The sequence below is a fragment of the bacterium genome, assembly GCA_021372515.1.
Classification (GTDB): Bacteria; Gemmatimonadota; Glassbacteria; order GWA2-58-10; family GWA2-58-10; genus JAJFUG01.
This window is the reverse complement of sequence record JAJFUG010000072.1, coordinates 74,356-92,859: the sequence shown is the minus strand read 5'-3', so window position 1 is coordinate 92,859 and position 18,504 is coordinate 74,356. Positions and strand designations below refer to the sequence as shown.

At 63.1% G+C, this 18,504-nt stretch carries 16 protein-coding genes; 13 read left to right on the top strand and 3 right to left on the bottom strand.

From position 1 onward, the window contains the following. Nucleotides 1-28: 28 nt before the first annotated feature. From LLH00_07415 to bioD, 7 genes are all read left to right on the top strand, one after another. Nucleotides 29-214, top strand: coding sequence for a hypothetical protein (locus LLH00_07415; protein ID MCE5271100.1), 186 nt, complete (start codon nt 29-31; stop codon nt 212-214). A 177-nt stretch (nt 215-391) separates the two neighbouring features. Then, nucleotides 392-1,315: a hypothetical protein gene (locus LLH00_07410; protein MCE5271099.1), complete on the top strand. Its 924-nt coding sequence runs from the start codon at nt 392-394 to the stop codon at nt 1,313-1,315. 313 nt (nt 1,316-1,628) lie between these two features. Further along, a complete protein-coding gene (locus tag LLH00_07405) occupies nt 1,629-4,382 on the top strand; it encodes a DUF2723 domain-containing protein (GenBank protein ID MCE5271098.1) in 2,754 nt (917 codons plus the stop codon). A 166-nt stretch (nt 4,383-4,548) separates the two neighbouring features. After that, nucleotides 4,549-7,296: a DUF2723 domain-containing protein gene (locus tag LLH00_07400; GenBank protein ID MCE5271097.1), complete on the top strand. Its 2,748-nt coding sequence runs from the start codon at nt 4,549-4,551 to the stop codon at nt 7,294-7,296. Nucleotides 7,297-7,336: 40 nt separating this feature from the next. After that, complete coding sequence (locus tag LLH00_07395) at nt 7,337-8,149, top strand: alpha/beta hydrolase (protein ID MCE5271096.1); 813 nt, start codon at nt 7,337-7,339, stop codon at nt 8,147-8,149. After that, a complete protein-coding gene (locus LLH00_07390) occupies nt 8,142-9,002 on the top strand; it encodes a methyltransferase domain-containing protein (protein MCE5271095.1) in 861 nt (286 codons plus the stop codon). Before LLH00_07395 ends, LLH00_07390 begins: the two co-directional genes overlap by 8 nt. A gap of 2 nt (nt 9,003-9,004) precedes the next feature. Next, nucleotides 9,005-9,751 carry a dethiobiotin synthase gene (bioD, locus tag LLH00_07385; GenBank protein ID MCE5271094.1) on the top strand — a complete coding sequence of 249 codons (747 nt, stop codon included), beginning with the start codon at nt 9,005-9,007 and terminating at the stop codon, nt 9,749-9,751. A 259-nt stretch (nt 9,752-10,010) separates the two neighbouring features. On the opposite strand, the gene LLH00_07380 is transcribed toward bioD, so the two are convergent. Next, a complete protein-coding gene (locus tag LLH00_07380; protein MCE5271093.1) occupies nt 10,011-11,186 on the bottom strand; it encodes an 8-amino-7-oxononanoate synthase in 1,176 nt (391 codons plus the stop codon). Nucleotides 11,187-11,361: 175 nt separating this feature from the next. Then, nucleotides 11,362-12,252, bottom strand: coding sequence for a hypothetical protein (locus tag LLH00_07375; GenBank protein MCE5271092.1), 891 nt, complete (start codon nt 12,250-12,252; stop codon nt 11,362-11,364). Nucleotides 12,253-12,485: 233 nt separating this feature from the next. Between LLH00_07375 and LLH00_07370 the strand changes: the two genes are divergently transcribed. The 6 genes from LLH00_07370 to LLH00_07345 all read left to right on the top strand — a co-directional run bounded on the left by LLH00_07370 (nt 12,486) and on the right by LLH00_07345 (nt 17,851). Beyond that, nucleotides 12,486-13,520, top strand: a complete 1,035-nt coding sequence (locus tag LLH00_07370; protein ID MCE5271091.1) for a Fe-S cluster domain-containing protein — start codon at nt 12,486-12,488, stop codon at nt 13,518-13,520. A gap of 107 nt (nt 13,521-13,627) precedes the next feature. Further along, nucleotides 13,628-14,221, top strand: a complete 594-nt coding sequence (locus LLH00_07365) for an epoxyqueuosine reductase QueH (protein ID MCE5271090.1) — start codon at nt 13,628-13,630, stop codon at nt 14,219-14,221. Next, nucleotides 14,178-14,444 carry a sulfurtransferase TusA family protein gene (locus LLH00_07360; protein ID MCE5271089.1) on the top strand — a complete coding sequence of 89 codons (267 nt, stop codon included), beginning with the start codon at nt 14,178-14,180 and terminating at the stop codon, nt 14,442-14,444. Before LLH00_07365 ends, LLH00_07360 begins: the two co-directional genes overlap by 44 nt. Further along, nucleotides 14,441-15,778, top strand: coding sequence for a hypothetical protein (locus LLH00_07355; GenBank protein ID MCE5271088.1), 1,338 nt, complete (start codon nt 14,441-14,443; stop codon nt 15,776-15,778). Before LLH00_07360 ends, LLH00_07355 begins: the two co-directional genes overlap by 4 nt. Before the next feature lie 170 nt (nt 15,779-15,948). Beyond that, nucleotides 15,949-16,707, top strand: a complete 759-nt coding sequence (locus LLH00_07350; GenBank protein ID MCE5271087.1) for a hypothetical protein — start codon at nt 15,949-15,951, stop codon at nt 16,705-16,707. 7 nt (nt 16,708-16,714) lie between these two features. Then, complete coding sequence (locus LLH00_07345; GenBank protein MCE5271086.1) at nt 16,715-17,851, top strand: site-specific DNA-methyltransferase; 1,137 nt, start codon at nt 16,715-16,717, stop codon at nt 17,849-17,851. On the opposite strand, the gene LLH00_07340 is transcribed toward LLH00_07345, so the two are convergent. Beyond that, complete coding sequence (locus tag LLH00_07340) at nt 17,844-18,455, bottom strand: MjaI family restriction endonuclease (protein MCE5271085.1); 612 nt, start codon at nt 18,453-18,455, stop codon at nt 17,844-17,846. The two genes, LLH00_07345 and LLH00_07340, sit on opposite strands and share 8 nt — an antisense overlap. Nucleotides 18,456-18,504: the final 49 nt, after the last annotated feature.

Genomic DNA, 18,504 nt, shown 5'->3' with positions numbered 1-18,504 from the left:
CGGTCGGCGCTCAACGAAAATTCTCGCTATGCATCGTGACATGCAGGGGGTGCGTTCAACCGCGCCCCCTGCTTTTTTGCCGCCGGTTCAGGATTCGATCGCAACAACCGGCCGGCAAATCATCATTTTCCTTGCCGAAATTTCATCATCGCTGTATTTTTATTCGTCAGCCAAAACCCATTGTCTGATTTTCAAAGAGTCTGGCAGCGAATGAGTATTCACGGAATGCATTTTTATTTGACATCTGGGGAGTTCCCGATTATATTTACTGCGACAGTCGACTGCAGTACCTGTAAGAAGCCTGTGCCAAATCCGGTACAGGTATTTTTTATAACTCACAGGGGGCCTGAAGCCCCCACCGCGCAGTTCGGGTTCGAAAGGAGGACCCGCGATGTCTGAAACCTCTTCCCGCAACAGCTCCAACGGCAAGACCACTCTTTACGTAGTAGTCGCTCTCCTCGTCATTCTGGCCGGAGTGGGCATCTGGCAGTTCAAGACGATCTCGGAGAAAAAGCAGGAGATTGCCTCCCTGCAGACCGAAAAGGTCGGTTTCATCGCCGCCCAGGACAGCCTTAACAGCTATATCTCGGAAGTTAGCGGCACTATCGACGAGATCGGCACCAAGCTGAAAGATGTCCGCGACCAGCAGGTGGTAATCAGCAACCTGATCACCACCGCCGAGAAGGACAAGAGCAAGAAGGCCATGATCCTGGATGACATCACCGCTATCCAGATGCAGCTCGAACAGGACAAGCGCGATGTCGAGGACCTTAAATCCAAGATGCAGAAATCCAATTTCCGCATCAAAGCCCTCGAAAAGATGGTGGCCAACCTGCAGAAAGAGATCAACCAGAATCAGGCCACTATCTCCAGCCTGAAAGCCGCGCTGGAGGAGAAAGAGGTCGCCCTGCACGTGACCCGTGACTCGCTGAGTTTCTCGCAGAAAGTCCTCCGGAACACCGAGGACAAGCTGCATGAGACCGAGCAGACCCTGGTGGACACCCGCAACACCGCTTACTACGTGATCGGGACCTCCAAGGAGCTCGAGGCGCGCAACGTGATCAACCGCGTGGGCTTCATCAGCAAGAAGCCGGCCCTGTCCAGCCAGTTCGACACCAGCGTGTTCTCCAAGATCGACGTGACCAAGGTCTCGGATTTCTCCTTGGACTGCAAGGCCTCGGACGTGAAAATCATTCCACCTCGCGTGGCCGGCAGCTACAAGGTCGAGCAGCTCGAGAACAGCAAGTCCGTGCTCAAGGTGCTGGATCGCGAGCAGTTCTGGAAAGTGCCCTACCTGGCGATCGTGACTAAGTAAAGCGTTTTTCTCCGCTTGCCAGACAAAGGACGACAGTAAAAGCCCGGCTCCCAAGGCCGGGCTTTTTTTGCCTGCGGTGCGGGTCCCGGGCTCTGCCGCCTGGGGGCCGGCGCCGCGTAAACGCGGGCCCGGCTGCGCCGAAGGCGCGGCCGGGCGGGCGCTTTTCGCGCCCCGCCGGCCCCCCGAGCGGCCTCCGGCCGCAGCCGTTTGCTTGTCACATGGGCCCCGGGCTGTTAAATTGACGGAACACTCGACAGTTTGAGGCATATACCTGGAAAACCCTCCATGGACCATTCCGCCGGGACCTGCGCTAATGCACACAAAAGATCATTTCATCGGGGCCGCTCTGACCGGGATTCTTGTCCTTGTCGCCTACATTCTCACCATGGCTCCCACGGTCACTTTCTGGGATGCGGGCGAGTTTCTCTCCGCAGCCTACACCCTGGGCATTCCCCATCCGCCCGGCACACCGTTGTTCGTGAACATCGGGCGCGTGGTCTGCAGCCTTCCGCTGCCCTTTGAGATCGCGCCGCGCCTGAATTTCGTCTCGGTGCTCTGTGGTGTAGCCAGTGCCGTGCTGATCTACCTGATCGCGGCCCACCTGCTCGAAAAGCTCGCCGGCAACCGTCAGGCCCCAGGTAGACGGCTGGTAGTGCTGGGCGGCGCCGCGGCCGCGGCTATCATACCGGCATTCCTGTTCACCGAGTGGACCAACGTGACCGAGTTCGAGGTTTACGCCGCGGCCATGGCCACGATCCTGCTCTGTTCCTGGCTCTGCCTGAAAATGGGCTCGGTCGATAATCCGCTCCGCACACAGCGTATCCTGCTGCTGATCATCTACCTGGTGGCGCTGTCCATCGCCAACCACCTGATAGTCCTGCTGGTGGCCCCGGCGGTGGTGGTCTACGTGCTACTGAACGAGCCGGAGCGACGTAATTACTGGCTCTCTATCATCCTGTCCCTGGTGGGCCTGTACATTATGGTCCTCAAAGGGCTGGACCTGGACAAGGTGGGAGCCACGTTGGACAAGCACCACTCCGGCGGGCCGCTGCACCTGGGGACAATCCTCTGGAGCCTGGTCTCCGGCCTGCCCGAGGTCTTGTTCCGTCTGGGGGCGCACGTGCAGAGCTGGGGCGCATTCATCCTCGGCCTTCTGCTTAGCGTGGCCGCGCTGTGGTGGGCCGGACGCAAGCGGGCCCTGGGGTTTGTCTGGCTGGCCGCGGCCTTGTTCCTGCTGGGCTTCAGCATCCATCTTTTCCTGCTGATCCGCTCCGGTCTAAACCCGCCGCTCAACGAGGGCAACCCCAGCACTTTCGCCGCTTTTTGGGCCGAGATCGGCCGCGAGCAGTACGGCAGCGCCTACGGCCTTCTGCCGCGCCAGGCCTGGACCGTGATCACCGGCAAGACCGCGGTGACCTCGCTGAGCGACCTGGTTGAGAACATCCAGGTCTTTTTCGCGCACAATGTCCCGTTCTACACCAAGTATTTCGGCTGGCAGTACGGCGGCCCGGCCCTGAGTTTCCTGTTTTTCCTGATCGGGCTCTACGGCGCTTTCGAGCACTGGCGGATCGACCGCAAGAGTTTCTGGTTCTGGCTGACCGTGTTCCTGGTCACCGGGATGGTCCTGAACATCTACATGAATTTCAAGCTCGAGTTCATGCTCTCGCGCGACAAGTATCCGGGCAATGGCCTGCACGAGGTGCGCGAGCGCGACTATTTCTTCCTCGTCTCTTTCGTGTTCTTCGGGGTCTGGTCGGGCCTGGGGCTCGCCGCCCTGGTCAACCGTCTGCGAAGCGCCATGCTGGGCTCCGGTGCAGCCGGCCCCGGCGAGCGCACCGTTTTCGGCGTGCTGGGCACGGCCCTGCTGTGCACGGCCTTTCTGCCGATGGGACTCAACTGGTCCAAAGCCGAGCGCAGCGGCAACCACATCCCGCAGGTCTATGCCCGCAACGTGCTGAACTCGCTGGACAAGGACGCGATCCTGTTCACCAACGGCGACAACGACACGTTCCCGCTCTGGTACGCCCAGGAGGTGGAGGGCCTGCGCAAGGACTGCCGGGTGGTCAACCTCAGCCTGCTCAACCTGAACTGGTACATCCGCCAGATGCGCGACCGCGAGCCCCGTCTGCCCATCGGCTACAGTGACTCGACCCTGGACAAGTTGTACGGTTTCGTCCTGGAAAAGCCGATGCGTTTCAGGATGGACAGTGTGGACCTGAGTTTCGACAAGGGTGAAACTATCTGGGTCAAGGATATCATTGTCCTGGATATCGTGCGCAACAACCACTGGAAACGCCCGATCTATTTCACCAACACCACCCCGCCGGATGGCCGGACCAAGCTCAACCCCTACTGCACCATGGAGGGGATGGTCACGCGCCTGAACCCGGAGAAAGCCGAGGCACTGGCCCTGCGGGATTCGGCCATCGCGCCCACCGGCGACCCGAACACATATGTCAACATCCGGGTCACGGACAGCCTCTACAGCCATGTCTACAAATTCGATACGTTTTTCGACCAGGGCCGCAAGCTGGAGGGCGAGGACGCCGAGACCCTGAACCGCACCGGCTCGCCCCTGGTGTTTCTCAGTTTCGGCCAGAATATCCGCGGCGACCTCGAGTCCTCGCTTCAGACCCGGCTGCTGGCCCGCAAGTTCCTCACCCAGGGCGGCAACTGGAGTCGCCAGTTGGATTACACGCTCGGGAGCCTGCTGCTCGAACTCGGCCGTCCCGCTGAGGCGTTCCGGATGCTCGACTCGCTGAGCGCGCCGCCCATGCTCTATTCCAGCTTGGCCGAGACCGCCGCCAACAACGGCAAACCCGCCTTGGCCGTGTCGATACTGCACCATACCCTCGAGGTCCATCCCGATTACAGGGAGGGCTACGCCCACCTGTTCATGCTCCAGAACCACCTCGGCCGCCAGGATTCGGCCTCGGCGGCGCTACAGATGTACCTGAAACAGTTCCCCGCCGACACCGTAGTGGCTCAGGAACTGGAACGCTACCAGACCACTGGTGATTTCAACCTGACCCGCGCTTTCAACATCGCGCCCCAGAAGAGGCAGTAAAACACGTTGTCGGCCCAAGGTCCGGGCTGCGCAGCCCGGACCTTTTTTATTGACGGCAGTATTTACTTGATTGCGAACGTCTTATTGATTAGTTTTTTGGCCTGAACCGTCATTTCCGATTCAACCGGCCCACTCAGTAGAGGGTTCTCCCGACACCATGGAAAAAATGTACAGCAGGGAATACTACATCGGCGCAGCCGTCGCCTTTCTCTTCGTCATGCTCATTCTCACCCTGACCATGGCGCCCACTGTCACATTCTGGGATGCCGGAGAGTTCCTGGCCGCCTCCTACACCCTCGGCATCCCCCATCCGCCCGGAACCCCGCTGTTCGTTGTCCTGGGCCGCACGATCTCGGTCCTGCCGCTGCCGTTCTCTGTCGCCGAGCGCCTGAATTTCCTCTCGGTGATCTGCGGCTCGGTCTGCGCGATGCTGCTCTACCTGGTCGCGGTCAAGGTGCTCCAGAATATGGTCGAGGACAGCCGCAGCGCGGCGGGACGGCTGGTGGTGCACGGCGGAGGACTGGCCGCCGCTTTCATCACCCCGTTCCTCTTTTCGGTCTGGACCAACTGCACCGAGGCCGAGGTCTACGCCATCGCCACGGCGACCATGCTCCTGGTGGGCTGGCTGATGACCTACATGGGCTCGCTGACCGACCAGAGACACGTGAAAAATGTCCTGTTGCTGGTGATCTACATCGTCAGCCTCTCGATCGCCAACCATCTGATAGTGCTTCTGATCGCCCCGGCGGTGGTGGTCTACACCCTGTTGCACGACCGTGACCAGCGCAGCTACTGGCTCTCGGTGCTGGGCTGTTTCGCCGGGCTGTACCTGCTGGTGATGAAAGGCCTGGACCTTAACGCCGTGGCGCAGCACCTTAACCAGAAAACGAGCGGCGGGACCGGGATTTTTGTATCGATTTATCTTCACCTGGCCGCGTTGCTGGGGGTGCTGGGCGGGTTCTACAATTTCGTGGAAAGCTGGCCGACGCTGTTCCTGGGAGCGATGCTCCTGGCGGGATGCCTGTTCTGGGCCGTGCGCGAGCGCTCGCTCAATTTCTTTCTCACCGCGCTGGGACTGTTCCTGTTAGGCTTCAGCATCCATCTCTACCTGCTGATCCGCTCCGGGCTGCTGCCGCCGATCAACGAGGGCCAGCCCGACAACCTGGCCGCGCTCTGGGCCGTGATCGGGCGCGAGCAGTACGGCAGCGCCTACGGCATCCTGCCGCGCCAGGTCTGGAGCATGATCACCGGCAAGGATGCGGTCAGCTCGGCGTCCGACCTGATCGGCAACATCGGTGTGTATTTCAAGTACAACATCCCGTTCTACTTCAAATATTTCGGCTGGCAGTTCGGTAACACCGCAGTCTCGACCGTGTTCATCCTGCTCGGGGTCTACGGGGCCTACGAGCACTGGCGCCACGAGAGGAAATCGTTCTGGTTCTGGCTGACCACGTTCCTGGTCACCGGGCTGATCCTGAACACCTACATGAACTTCAAGCTCGGCTACACCCAGGCCCAGGGCGCCTACCCGAACCAGGACATGCACGAGGTGCGCGAGCGGGACTACTTCTTCATGGTCTCCTACGCCTTCTTCGGCCTCTGGTGCGGCCTGGGCCTGGCGGGTATTGTCAACCGCCTGCGCCTGGCGTTCCGGGTGGACAGCGCCAAGCCGATCCTGGCGCGGCCGGTGTTCCTGCTGTTGGGACTGCTGTTCCTGGCGCCGGCCTTTGTCCCGCTGTACGCCAACTGGAGCAAGTCCTCCCGCGCCGACAACTACGTACCCCCGGTCTATGCCCGCAACATCATGAACTCCATGGAGCCGAACGGGATACTGTTCACCAACGGCGACAACGACACGTTCCCGCTCTGGTACATCCAGGAGGTGGAGGGTGTGCGCAAGGACTGCCGGGTGGTGAACCTCAGCCTGCTCAACACCGACTGGTACATCCGCCAGATGCGCAACCAGGAGCCGAAAGTCCCGATCAGCTACACCGAGCAGCAGATCATGGGCCTGCGGCCTTTCCTCCTGGACAAGGAGATGAAATTCAAGTTCGGCGAGGTCGAACTCACTTTCGCCAAGAACTCGGTCATGTACGTCAAGGACATCATGATCCTCGACATCCTGCGTACAAACAAGTGGCAGAAACCGGTCTATTTCACCACCACAGTTCCGCCCTCGAACCGCGCGGGGCTCGACCCCTACCTGACCATGGTCGGCTCGCTCTACAAGGTCAACCCGGTCCGGAGCGAAACCCTGGCCGCCTCCGACTCCAACCTGGCCCCGCTGGGCGAGAACGGAATCTGCCTGGACATCGAGGGCACGCGCCACCTGATCTACGATGTCTACAAATATGATTCGTTCTTCCGCGAGAGCGAGAGCCGCGAGGACGCCGATATCCGTCTGGTGGAACATTTCGCCGCGCCGTTCGCCTACCTGGGCAGCGTGTACCTGCAGCACGGCCAGGCCGAGAAGGCGATGGAGGCCAACCTGCGCGCCCGCTCGTTCATGCAGGAGCGCCACCGCTGGGATTTCGCCCTGGCCTCGCTCTACTGCCGTGCCGGGCAGTACGACAACGCCCTGGCCATGCTCGATTCGTTCGCCACGGCCCAGGGTCAGAACCTCCCGGTCTGGTACACCCAGACCGCCCAGTTAGCGATGAACAACGGCGCTTTCGACCAGGCGGCCCGGTTCGTGGAGAAAAGCCTGGAGCTCGACCCGCATTACCGCGATGGCTACGCCAGCCTTTTCGTGATCCACAAACAGTCCGGCGACAAGGAGAAAGCCGCCCAGGTGCTGGAGCGTTTCATCAAGTCTTTCCCGGATGAGACGGCCCGGGTCACCCCGCTGCTCGAGGCTTACCGCGCCACCGGCCAGATCGACCTGAACACGGCTTTCGGTGTGACCGCGCGCTGATTGTGATGTAAAAACCAACGGACAAGGCCCCTTGCGCAGAGTGAGACTGGACAAGGGGCCTTTTTTCTGGAAGGATCGACCGCGGACCATGCTTTCAGTCTGGCTGCACGGCTGGGCCACGGACAGCCGGGTGTTCGCCCCGCTGACCGGAGCCCTGTCCGCCTCGACCGGAACGCCCTGCCTTCACCCCAACCTGGCCGGCCATTTGCGTCTGGAGCGCCCGGAGCGCTGGGCCACGGTCCTGGCCGGTCACCTGGAGAGCGTGGCGCCGGCAAATGAGCCGCTCGTGCTCGCCGGCTGGTCGCTGGGGGCCATGCTGGCCCTGGAGGCCGCTCCGCTGCTGGGAGACCGTCTGTCCGGCCTGATTCTGCTTTCCGGCTGCGCCCGTTTCATCCGTGAGCAGTCCAACCCCTCAGGCCAGGACCCGCGCGCGCTGCACCTGATGCAGCGCCGTCTGCCCGGCTCGGCTGCCCGGGTGCTGGACGATTTCTACGACAACCTGTTCAGCCCGCGTCAGACAGAGCACCGTCAGCGCCTGCGCGAGGAGCTGGAGCCGGCCTGGCTGGAGCAGGACAAGGCCTGGCTGGCCGCCGGCCTGGAATACCTCCTGCGGACCGACCTACGCCCGCTCCCGGCCGGGATACGGGTGCCAGTGCTGGCCCTCCACGGGGCGGCCGACCGCGTGATCGCCCCGCAACTGGGGCGTGAGCTGGCCCGTTCTCTGCCCGCGGCCCGCTTGATCGAGCTGGAGCGCGAGGGGCACCTTCCGTTCTGGCCCCGCTGCGGGCGGCTGACAGATGAGCTGGGCGGCTTTATCGCCGACGTGGAAAAACTCTGGAGAGACAATGGCTGAAATACGCCTGAACAAGAAAATCCTGGCCCTGCACTTTTCGCAGAACGCCGCGCGCTACCACCGCGAGGCCCGTCTGCAGCGGGAAATCGCGTTCCAGCTGGCCGAGCTGGCTTTCCCTGAGGACGGCGGCGCGCCGACGCGCGACCGGCTCGTCAGCGTGCTGGAGCTGGGCTGCGGGACGGGGTTCCTGACCGGGCACATCCTGCACCGCCTGGCCCCGGAGCGCCTGGTGGCCGTGGACCTGGCCCTGGGCATGCTGGGTCAGGCGCGCCGGACCCTGAATGGCGCCCCCGGCGCCGCGGCGGTCCGCTACCTGTGCGCAGACTGCGAAAAGCTACCCCTGGCCGGGCGCTCTTTCGACCTGGTGGCCTCCAGCACCACGCTGCAGTGGGTGGAATCGCTGGAGGGCGCCCTGGCCGGGATACACAGCCTGCTGCGCCCCGGCGGACGGCTGGTCGCGGCGACCCTGGGGCGCGGCACGTTCCGCGAGCTGCGCCAGGCCTACCGGGTCTCGTCCGGGCGACTGGGCATCCGTCTGGCCGCCTCGCGCTACGGCCCGGTGCTGCCCGGTGCGGAGGAACTGCGCCAGATGCTCTCCGAGGCCGGGTTCAGCGGGGTCACGGTCGAGAGCCGCCCCAAGCTGGAGTTTTTCCCCGGCTGCCGCGAATTCATGCTCTCGATCAAGGCCCTCGGGGCGAGCAACCCGAATTTCCGTCCGATGAGCCTGGACACCGAGCGCCGTCTGCTGCAAGGCGTGATCGACTACTATAACCGCAGCTACCGGGTGGACGGCCAGGTGTTCGCCGGTTACGAGGTGCTGTTCCTCACTGCGGTCAAGCCGGGAGGTGATTGAGAATGTCGCTACGGGGATTTTTTGTCACCGGGACCGACACGGGCGTGGGCAAGACCGCGGTCACCGCGGCGCTGTGTGTGCTGCTCTTCCGCGCCGGGCTGCGGGTGGCCCCGGTCAAGCCGGTGCAGACCGGTGTCACGGCGGGCGAACCGGGCGACCTGGAAATCTGCCTGGAAACCGCCGGGCTTAAGCCCGGCCCGGAGCTTTTGCGCCGGATGAACCCCTACCGTTTCCGTCTGCCCGCCTCGCCGCACCTGGCTGCCGAACAGGAAGGGCAGGCCGTGGACCCGGAGCTGATCCTGGCCGGCTGCCGCGAGCTGGTCCTAACCCACGACTGCCTGCTGGTGGAAAGCGCCGGCGGACTGCTGGCGCCGCTCACCCGCAAATACAGCACGCTGGAGCTGGCCGCGGCCCTGGGCCTGCCGCTGATCGTGGTGGCGCGCGCGGCGCTGGGCACCTTGAACCACACTCTGCTCACCCTGCAGGCGGCGCGCGCGGCCGGGCTGAACGTGGCCGCGGTGGTGCTCAACCGTCCCCTGCCCGGCACACCGGACCGGGTCGAGCGCCTTATCGAGCGGGACAACCGGAGAGTGATCGAGGATACCGGCGGGGTGACTGTGCTGGGACCGCTGCCGCACATCCACGGGGCGGGCCTGGAGCCGCTACCCGGCCGGGAGCTGGCCGCGGCGCTGAACGAGGCCGGGGCGGAGAGCCTGATCCGCTCCCTGCTGACAGGCCGGGCGGACTGAGACGGCTTCAGAACCGCTGAATAGCGTTTATGTCAAGCGGTTAAGTGACAGGACATTGCGGGAAGCCGTTTGTCTTATGCAGGTGCGGCCCCTTGTGGCCGCCCGGACGCGATCGCGTGTGCGTCCGGGCAGAAAAAGCAGAAGGGCACGGCATGCCGTGCCCCTACGAATTTGCTATTGGATTGAAGTGAAGCTGTTCTCCCGCCTCTACCGGTTTGTTTCCCGCCCGTGTAAAAACACCTTCGACATCGAAACGGTATCAACCGTTCCCGGCGGCCAGTTGCACCGCCTCGCAGAGCAGGGCGAAATCCTCACCGCTCAGGACAGCGCTCAGGGAGAACCGCACCCGGCTTGCACCCTGCGGCACAGTGGGCGGGCGCACCGCGGGCGCGAGCACCCCATGCTCGCGCAGGGCGTTGGACAGGTTGAGCGCGGCCTGGGGGGTCTTGGTGACCAGGGGCACGATCTGCGTGCTGCTGTTCAGTGTCCCGTAGCCAAGGCCGTGCAGGACCTGGCGGAAACGCTCGGACAAGTCGGCCAGATAGGCCCGCCGGTCGTCCAGGGTGGCGGCTATGGCCACGGAGCAGGCCACCGCCGCGGCCAGCGGCGCCGGCGGCGCGGTGCTGAAGATGAAGGGGCGGCAGGTGTTGACCAGGTATTCGCGCACCTCGCGGGTGCAGACCACGTAGGCCCCGGCCAGGCCGAAAGCTTTGCCCAGAGTGCCCAGCACCAGCACGTCCTCGGGCGGAAGGTCCGCCGCCGCGGCCAGCCCCCGTCCCCCCGGACCCAGCACGGCCATGGAATGGGCCTCATCCAGAAGGAACAGCGCGCCGTGGCTGCGGCACAGTGCGGCCAGGGCCGCCACATCCGCCCGGTCGCCGTCCATGCTGAACACGGCGTCGCTCACCACCAGGGCCCGCCCGCTCTGGCCGCTGTCGCGCTCCAGCAGCCCGCGCAGGTGCGCGAGGTCATCGTGACGGAAGCGGTCGAGGCGCGCCCCGCTCAGCCTGGCCCCATCGTACAGCGAGGCGTGGCACAGACGGTCGAGGTACAGGCGGTCGCCGCGTCCGGCCAGGGCCGCGATCACTCCCACCCCGGCGGCATAGCCCGAGCTGAAAGTCAGCGCCGCCTCGGCCCCGTGGAAAGCCGCCAGGGCGGTCTCGGCCTCCTCGTGCGCCGGGGTCGTCCCGCAGATCAGGCGCGACCCTCCCGAGCCCATGCCGCAGCGCGAGGCCGCCTGCGAGGCCGCCTCGGCCAGACGGGGGTCGCCGTGCAGGCCCAGGTAGTCGTTGGTGGCCAGGTTGAGCAGGCTGCGGCCGTCCAAGGTCACCCGGCTGCTGGCCTCGGCGGGCCACAGAGTGCGCAGCACGCGCAGGCAGTCCTTCTCACGCTGGCTGGACAGGTAGTTCGTGATAAAGGCCCATCTTTCATCCATTCAGGAACTCCGGTGGATCGACCACCTCTATGCGTCCAATCGGGTATATTTCCAAAAAAACGGATTCAGCAATCGAATGGTGTAGCGGCAGGCCCCTGTGCCTGCCGTTATATCCGGGCGGCCGCAGGGGGCCGCCCCTGCATTGGAAGCCATATGGCTTGAAAGCACACCGGGCTCATTCGCACTCCCGGTCCTCCAGGCTCCCCGTTCCCAGGCTCAACCCGGCCAGTGCATGGTGGCAGCACAGCTCCGGGTCGGCGATCCCTTCCAGGCAGTACAGCTCGCGGTGGAATGTCTGGCGCTCGAAACGGCTGGTCTTCTCGATCACATCCACCAGGCGGCCGCGCTCGCAGCGCAAGCATTTTTCCGGCTGGCCCTCCAGCCGCACGGCGCGGCGGGTGTCCTCCAGGGCCGGGTCACCCCCGGCCCGGAACCGCTCCGGGGCGCGCTCGCTGAAATCGAAACGCCCGGGGCGTGTGAGCACCAGACGGCCCTCGTCCAGGGTCAGCTCGGCCTCGAACTCCAGCCTGTCGCCGCGGGCCAGGCGCAATTCCTCCTGGCTGCGCCGCGACAGGCGCAGGTAGACATAGTCCTCGAAATGGGTCCAGCCCAGGTAGCACTCGGCGAAATTGACCAGGTAGCCGTGCAACCTGACCCGGCTGTCGCGGGCCAGGACCTCACGGGTCAGCAGCGGCCCCACGTGGTTAACCCGTCCCAGCACCTCGACCCGGCGGCCCAGGTTGTCGCGCAGCCAGAGCTCGAACTCCTCCAGCTCGCGCTCGAAAAGGGCCTGGCCCTGGGCATCCAGAAGGCACACCGGCAGCTTGTGCTCCTTGATGTCGTAGTAGTAGCGGCAGCCAGTGCAGTTCTTCCCCGGGTAGTTGTAGCCCTTGCGGCAGGAGCCGCCCTTGTCAAGCAGACGGCAGCGCCACTGGAAATAGAAACAGCCCTCGCCCAGGCAGCGCTTGACCTTGAGCACGTGGTACACGCTCACCCGGCCGGCGAACGAGTCGTGGGACTGGAGCTTGCAGCGGTAGACATCCAGGCGCTTGTACTGGTTTCTCAACTCGGCACCCTCCGCTGACAGTCTGGACCCGGCGCGCTCTGGTCCGCGCCTGAGCTGAAAAATATACATCCACACACGACGATCAACAGAAAAATGTAGAAAAACCGCCCACACTCCGTTATATTTCTTAGGATATTAACCCCCGAGTTTGAGAAAATGTTGCCGGCCGGTTGGAAGCGCAGTAACGCGCTGCAACGCCCGGCAAGAATTCCTGAGCAGAGGTAACTGTAGACATGGACCCGGTAATCCTCACATCCAACCTGACTCTCGGCCTGCTGGGACTGATATTCGGCGGCGGCCTGGCCTACGCCTCCATCAAATTCGCCGTTAAATCCGACCCACGCCTGGCCATGGTGACCGAGCTGCTGCCCGGCGCCAACTGCGGCGGCTGCGGGTTCCCCGGCTGCTCGGCTTACGCCGAGGCGGTGCTCAAGGGCGAGGCCCCGGTTACCGGCTGCAACCCTGGAGGCAAGGAGACCGCCGAGCGGATCGCCAAGCTGCTGGGGATCGAGATCGGGGATATGACCCCACCGGTGGCGATGGTGCGCTGCCAAGGCGGCCAGGGGATCGCCAAGGACCGTTTCGAGTACCGCGGGATACAGTCCTGCGCCATCGCCCACCGCACCGGCGGCGGCCACAAGGCCTGCCAGTACGGTTGCCTGGGCTTCGGCGACTGCATGCGCGCCTGCGCGTTCGACGCGATCAGGATGGAGAACGGCCTGCCGGTGGTGGACGAGGAAAAGTGCACCGCCTGCGGAGCCTGCGTGCGCGCCTGTCCGCGCAGCCTGATGAAGCTGATACCGGTCACCCAGCAGGTCTACGTGGGCTGCGCCTCCCAGGACAAGGGCAAGGCGGTCAAGGATGTCTGCTCGCTGGGCTGCATCGGCTGCACGCTCTGCGCCAAGGTCACCCCCAGCGGGGCGATCAGGATGGACGGCAACCTGCCGGTGATCGACCCCTCGGGCACCGACCTGGTTATCGCCGTGCACAAGTGCCCGACCAAGAGCCTGGTCGACCGGATCAGCGTGCGGGCCAAGGTTTCGATCGACACCTCGTGCGACGGCTGCACGGAGTGTATCAAGGTTTGCCCGATCAAGGGCGCGATCGAGGGCGAGCCGGCAAAGCGCCACAAGGTGGTGTTCGACAAGTGCATCGGCTGCGGCATCTGTATCCCGGTCTGCCCGCACCAGTCGATCCACGCCGTGGGAGCCTTGGGCTACCAGGACGAGAACCCCAAGCGTACCCCCAAGAAACAGGTGCAGAGCTGATCTCGGCCTGTCGCCTCAAGGGGAATGGAAACCAGGTGAATCTGAACCGCAAGAATGAGTCGGTCGCAGCCTCGGCCTGACTCATTTTTGTTTTCGAGGCACGTGAGTTGGACAATAAAGCCAAAAAACTTCTGCTGCACGCCTGCTGCGCCCCCTGTTCGCCGCACGTGATCCGTACGCTCAAGGCGCAGTACGACCTGACCGTCTATTTCTACAACCCCAATATCCACGGGGCCGGGGAGTACGAGCTGCGCCTGGCCGAGGTCCGCCGTCTGTGCGACGACCTGGGAGTGCCGCTGGTCGAGGGCCCCTACGACCCGGAGCGCTTTTTCGACCAGGTGGGGCCTTTCGCCTCCAGCGGCGAGGGCGGCGAGCGCTGTGTGGTCTGTTTCCGTCTGCGGCTGGACGAGCTCTGCCGCAAGGCCGTGGAGCTGGGTGCCGAGGTCGTGGCCACCACGCTGACCGCCAGCCCGCACAAGAAAGCCGCCCTGGTCAACCCGCAGGGTGTAGCCGCGGCGGCCGAGGCGGGGGGGAACCTGACATTCCTGGAAGAGGATTTCAAGAAAAAGGACGGCTGGCGCATCACCTGCCAACTTGCCCGACCCTATGGGTTCTACCGTCAGAACTACTGCGGCTGTGCATACAGCAAGGCGGAAAGTGAAAAAAGGGACAACTCTGAGCGCCCCGCTGACAGCCGATGAGGTGCTGGACGCCACGGGGCTCTACTGCCCACTGCCGGTGGTGAAAACCGCGGAGCGGATAAAGGAAATGCCGGCGGGACAGGTGCTGGAGCTGATTTCGGACGACGGCGGCATCCAGGCCGACCTTCCAGCCTGGTGCGAAAGCTTCGGCCACGAGTACCTCGGCCTGTTGCGCGATGGAGTGCGCTGGAGGCTGTACGTGCGAAAGAAAGGCGACTCTTGAGCGACCTGTGGCAGACAGCTTACGACCTGGCCCTGCTGCCCGCGTTACGGGCTGGCATCCGCGCCCTGGCCCCGTTTCGCCCCAAGATTTCGCAGGGGCTGGCCGGGCGGGCGGCGACATTCGCCCAGATACGCAGATTCCTGGAGTCCGGGCCGCGGGGGGCCGAGACCGAGGGTGGAATCTGGTTCCACGGCACCTCGGTGGGTGAGTTCCTGCAGGCCGTGCCTCTGATACTGCGGCTCAAAGAGGCGCGCCCGGAGCGCCCGGTCTGGTTCTCGTTTTTCTCACCCTCGGTCGAGGAGCGCGCCCGCGCGTTCACCGGCTGCGACCTGGCGTTCTACCTGCCCGAGGACACCCGTCCGGCCATGCGCGAGCTGATCGCCCTTCTGCGCCCCGGGCTGGTGGTGTTCTCCAAGTTCGACATCTGGCGCAACGTCATCACCGAGTGCCGCGCCGCCGGAGTGCCGACCGCGGTGACCGCGGCCACGCTCTCGCCCGACTCGGGACGGCTGAGCGGGCTTTCCGGCTCGTTCCACCGCAGTTTCTACCGTCACCTCGATCTTGTCTGCGCCATCTCGGACCAGGACGGCGACAGTTTCGCCCGCCTGGGCGTGCCGCGCGAGCGGATAGTGACCACCGGGGACACACGTTTCGACCAGACCTGGGAGAGGGCCGCCAAAGTCCAGCCGGATGACCCGCTGGTGGAGCCGTTCCACGGCTGGGGCGAAAGCCCCGTGTTCGCCCTGGGCAGCACCTGGCCCACGGATGAGGAGCACCTGTTGCCGGCTGTGGCCGCGCTTGCCGCCTCGCACCCCGAGCTGCGCTTTGTCCTTGTCCCGCACGAGACCACACCCGAGCACCTGGAGAACCTGCGGCGTTTCCTGAACGGCCAGGGACTGAGTTTCGAAACCTACAGCTCGTTCAATGCCGGGACCGGGAACGCGAAGCGAGTGGGCCCCGCCACCCGCGCCGTGGTAGTGGACCGGGTGGGGGTGCTGGCCGCGGTCTACCGCGCGGCCGCGCTGGTCTACGTAGGCGGCAGTTTCGGCAAAGGTGTGCACAACGTGATGGAGCCGGCCTGTTTCGGCCTGCCCGTGCTGTTCGGGCCGAATCATCTCAACAGCTACGAGGCGCGCCTGATGCTGGCCGCTGGCGGCGCGGCCGCGGTGGATTCCAGCACTGCGGCGGTGGACGCGGTGGAAAAGCTCCTCGCGGACCCGGACACATGCAAACAAGCCGGGGCGTCCGCCCAACGCGTTGTCCGGGACAACCTGGGCGCCACCGGGCGCACGCTGCACGAGCTGGCCTCACGTTTCAGCGTGGCCGCTGTCTGAAGCCTGTTCCATTTCCAGGTGTGACGCTGTAGGGGCGGCCCCCTGTGGCCGCCCGAATCCTGGACGGCAGGCACAGGGGCCTGCCGCTACGCAGACCGATCCCAGGAAAACGCATTGCCAATAGATCATTATAGAACGACAGCAGATCGGACCCAATTGTGGCCCCTCCCATGACAACCCGGGAAAGCCGGACTCAGCCCCCGCTGGTGGGGTTCATCGGCTGCCCGCCCGAGGACCGGATGGCGCGCTGGCGCGGCTGCGCTCTGGTGGACCTGGACAACGTGCAGCCGGGGGTGCGCTCCGGCCGCTCCGAGGCCTTTCTGCCCGCCACCACCTGCCGCATAATCAAGCGCATCCTGGACAACGCCCTGGCCTTGAAGCCATCCGTTATCGTGTTCGACGATGGCTACAGCAAGTGCGACAACGCCCGGTTCCTGGGCCGCCTTCTGGCCGACCTTTTGCCTGAAACACAGCTTGTCCGTACGCAGAACGACAACCTGATCGGGGCCGGGGTGAGGGTCTGCGACAGCACGTTGCCGCTGGCGCAAAAAGTGGGGCTTATCCTGGACGGGATCGTATCCCCGCAGGACCTGAGCGGGCTTCAGGCGTGTGCGAATCCGCCCGCGGCGTTCTGGGGTGTGCCCTGCGCGGATGATGAGGTCTATTCGCTGTTCCCGGTCGGGACTCAGGTGCTGGGCTGGCTGCGTTGCTTCGAGAACCGCACCCCGGCCGACCTGGACCTGGAGTGCTGGGTGCCGCAAGGGGTGCCCACCGTGTTTTTCGCCCAGACTTTCTGCAGCAAGAATATCCTGGCCCGTCACCTGGCGGCCCGTCACAACGGGCTGTATGTTGACATAGACGGGGCGATCTCGCGCTCCGAGCGAGCCAAGATCGAGGCGTTCCTGCATTTCAGGGCCAGCGGAAGGTAGAACAGTCATGCCCAGAACAACACACAGAATAATATTCGAGGATGCCTCGACCCTGGCCGGACAGATCAGTGCGGGGGTGGACCTGGTCCTCACCTCGCCACCCTACCCGATGATAGAGATGTGGGACGAATGCTTCTCCTCGCAGGATGGAGCTATACGAGGGCTGCTGGAGCAGGCTGACGCGGAGGGGGCGTTCGAGCGCATGCACCGGCTGCTGGACCGGGTGTGGCGGCAGTGTATCGCTGTTATAAAGGACAACGGCTTCATCTGTATAAACATCGGCGATGCGGTCAGGACATTCAACGGCGATTTCAAGCTGTTCCCAAACCACTCCAGAATAACCTCATTCTTCCACGAAAACGGGTTCCATCAGCTCCCGTCGATTATCTGGCGAAAGCCGGCCAATTCGCCCAACAAATTCATGGGCTCCGGCATGCTGCCCGCCGGAGCTTATGTCACGCTGGAGCACGAGTACATCCTCATTTTCCGCAAAGGCGGGAAAAGGCTGTTCGAGACCGAGTCGCAAAAAAAAATCCGGCGGGAAAGTGCAATTTTCTGGGAGGAAAGGAACAAGTGGTACTCGGATGTCTGGATGGACCTTAGGGGTATCTCGCAGAATCTGACCAACGGATCAAGAACCCGGAGCGCCGCTTTTCCCTTCGATCTGGCCTACCGTCTGGTAGCGATGTATTCCGTGAAGGGTGACCTTGTGCTTGACCCGTTTGTCGGCACTGGGAAAACCACTGCGGCCTGCATGGCCCTGGGCCGCAACAGCCTGGGGTTCGACCTGGACAAGAGCCTGCAAAACGAGCATGCCTATCTGGCAGATGATATCGTGAAGTTGGCCAACACATACAACCATAACCGTCTGCTTCAGCACCTTGATTTCATCTCCAACTGGAGCAACAAGGCCAGCCATCAGAATATCTACTACGACTTCCCGGTGGTGACAAAACAGGAGTCGGAGCTTTATCTCAATCGGCTTTCCGTTCTGACAACAACCGTCGAGTTTATTGAGATACAATATGATGAGCCAGGCTTGACTGAGCTTCTCGAAACTCAACCGATAGCGAATCACACCTTTGAAAAGCACAAAAACCGGATGACAACCAGTCAGCAGACTGAACAGCGCAGCCTTATATAGATAGTCTTTCTATTTCCGCCTTTATTTTCTGCAAGACATCTTGATTCACAATTTCTTTCTTTTTGCCCACGGCTCGCGAATAGACAAAAAACACCTCCCCCCCGAACTGAGCCTTGAATCGTTCATGATTTCTTCTGTGCATTTGCTCCCATTGATAGTCATTTATCGATTTACCGGTCGCTACCGGTTTGATCTGTATTCCAATGTGCCTCTCACCGATCCGGATGAAGAAATCGACGTTGTATGTGCGGTCCCATTCATCCGGGGCAGGCTCGATACTGACTCCCAAAGCTTGTTCAAGCTGCCCGTATACAGTTTCAACCTCGGTCCGGTAGCCCTCATAAGTACGGTTCAACACCAGATTGAAAACATAATCGATGCATTCCTGCTCTTTGATGCTGAAAAGCTCACTCTTTACCACCTCGGAAAGCTTCACGTAGAGTCGACGCCCCAGATCCTCCAAGTACTCGTGGCTGATCCTCTGCCCGGATTTCTTTTTCTGGACGGCACTCTCGAAATAAAACTGCTCCCACTCCTCAAACTCACGGGGTGCACGCTTCCGGATTAGCTCGGCTACAGGCCCGACCGATGCTGCCTTGTTCAGACCTCAGCGATTCATGGCGTAATTCAGCAGGGTTTCCCGCTTGAACTTG

Coding starts and splice junctions, on each gene's coding strand:
- LLH00_07415 (MCE5271100.1), top strand. CDS start 29: ATGCATCGTGACATGCAGGGGGTGCGTTCAACCGCGCCCCCTGCTTTT.
- LLH00_07410 (MCE5271099.1), top strand. CDS start 392: ATGTCTGAAACCTCTTCCCGCAACAGCTCCAACGGCAAGACCACTCTT.
- LLH00_07405 (MCE5271098.1), top strand. CDS start 1,629: ATGCACACAAAAGATCATTTCATCGGGGCCGCTCTGACCGGGATTCTT.
- LLH00_07400 (MCE5271097.1), top strand. CDS start 4,549: ATGTACAGCAGGGAATACTACATCGGCGCAGCCGTCGCCTTTCTCTTC.
- LLH00_07390 (MCE5271095.1), top strand. CDS start 8,142: ATGGCTGAAATACGCCTGAACAAGAAAATCCTGGCCCTGCACTTTTCG.
- bioD (MCE5271094.1), top strand. CDS start 9,005: ATGTCGCTACGGGGATTTTTTGTCACCGGGACCGACACGGGCGTGGGC.
- LLH00_07380 (MCE5271093.1), bottom strand. CDS start 11,186: ATGGATGAAAGATGGGCCTTTATCACGAACTACCTGTCCAGCCAGCGT.
- LLH00_07370 (MCE5271091.1), top strand. CDS start 12,486: ATGGACCCGGTAATCCTCACATCCAACCTGACTCTCGGCCTGCTGGGA.
- LLH00_07350 (MCE5271087.1), top strand. CDS start 15,949: ATGACAACCCGGGAAAGCCGGACTCAGCCCCCGCTGGTGGGGTTCATC.
- LLH00_07345 (MCE5271086.1), top strand. CDS start 16,715: ATGCCCAGAACAACACACAGAATAATATTCGAGGATGCCTCGACCCTG.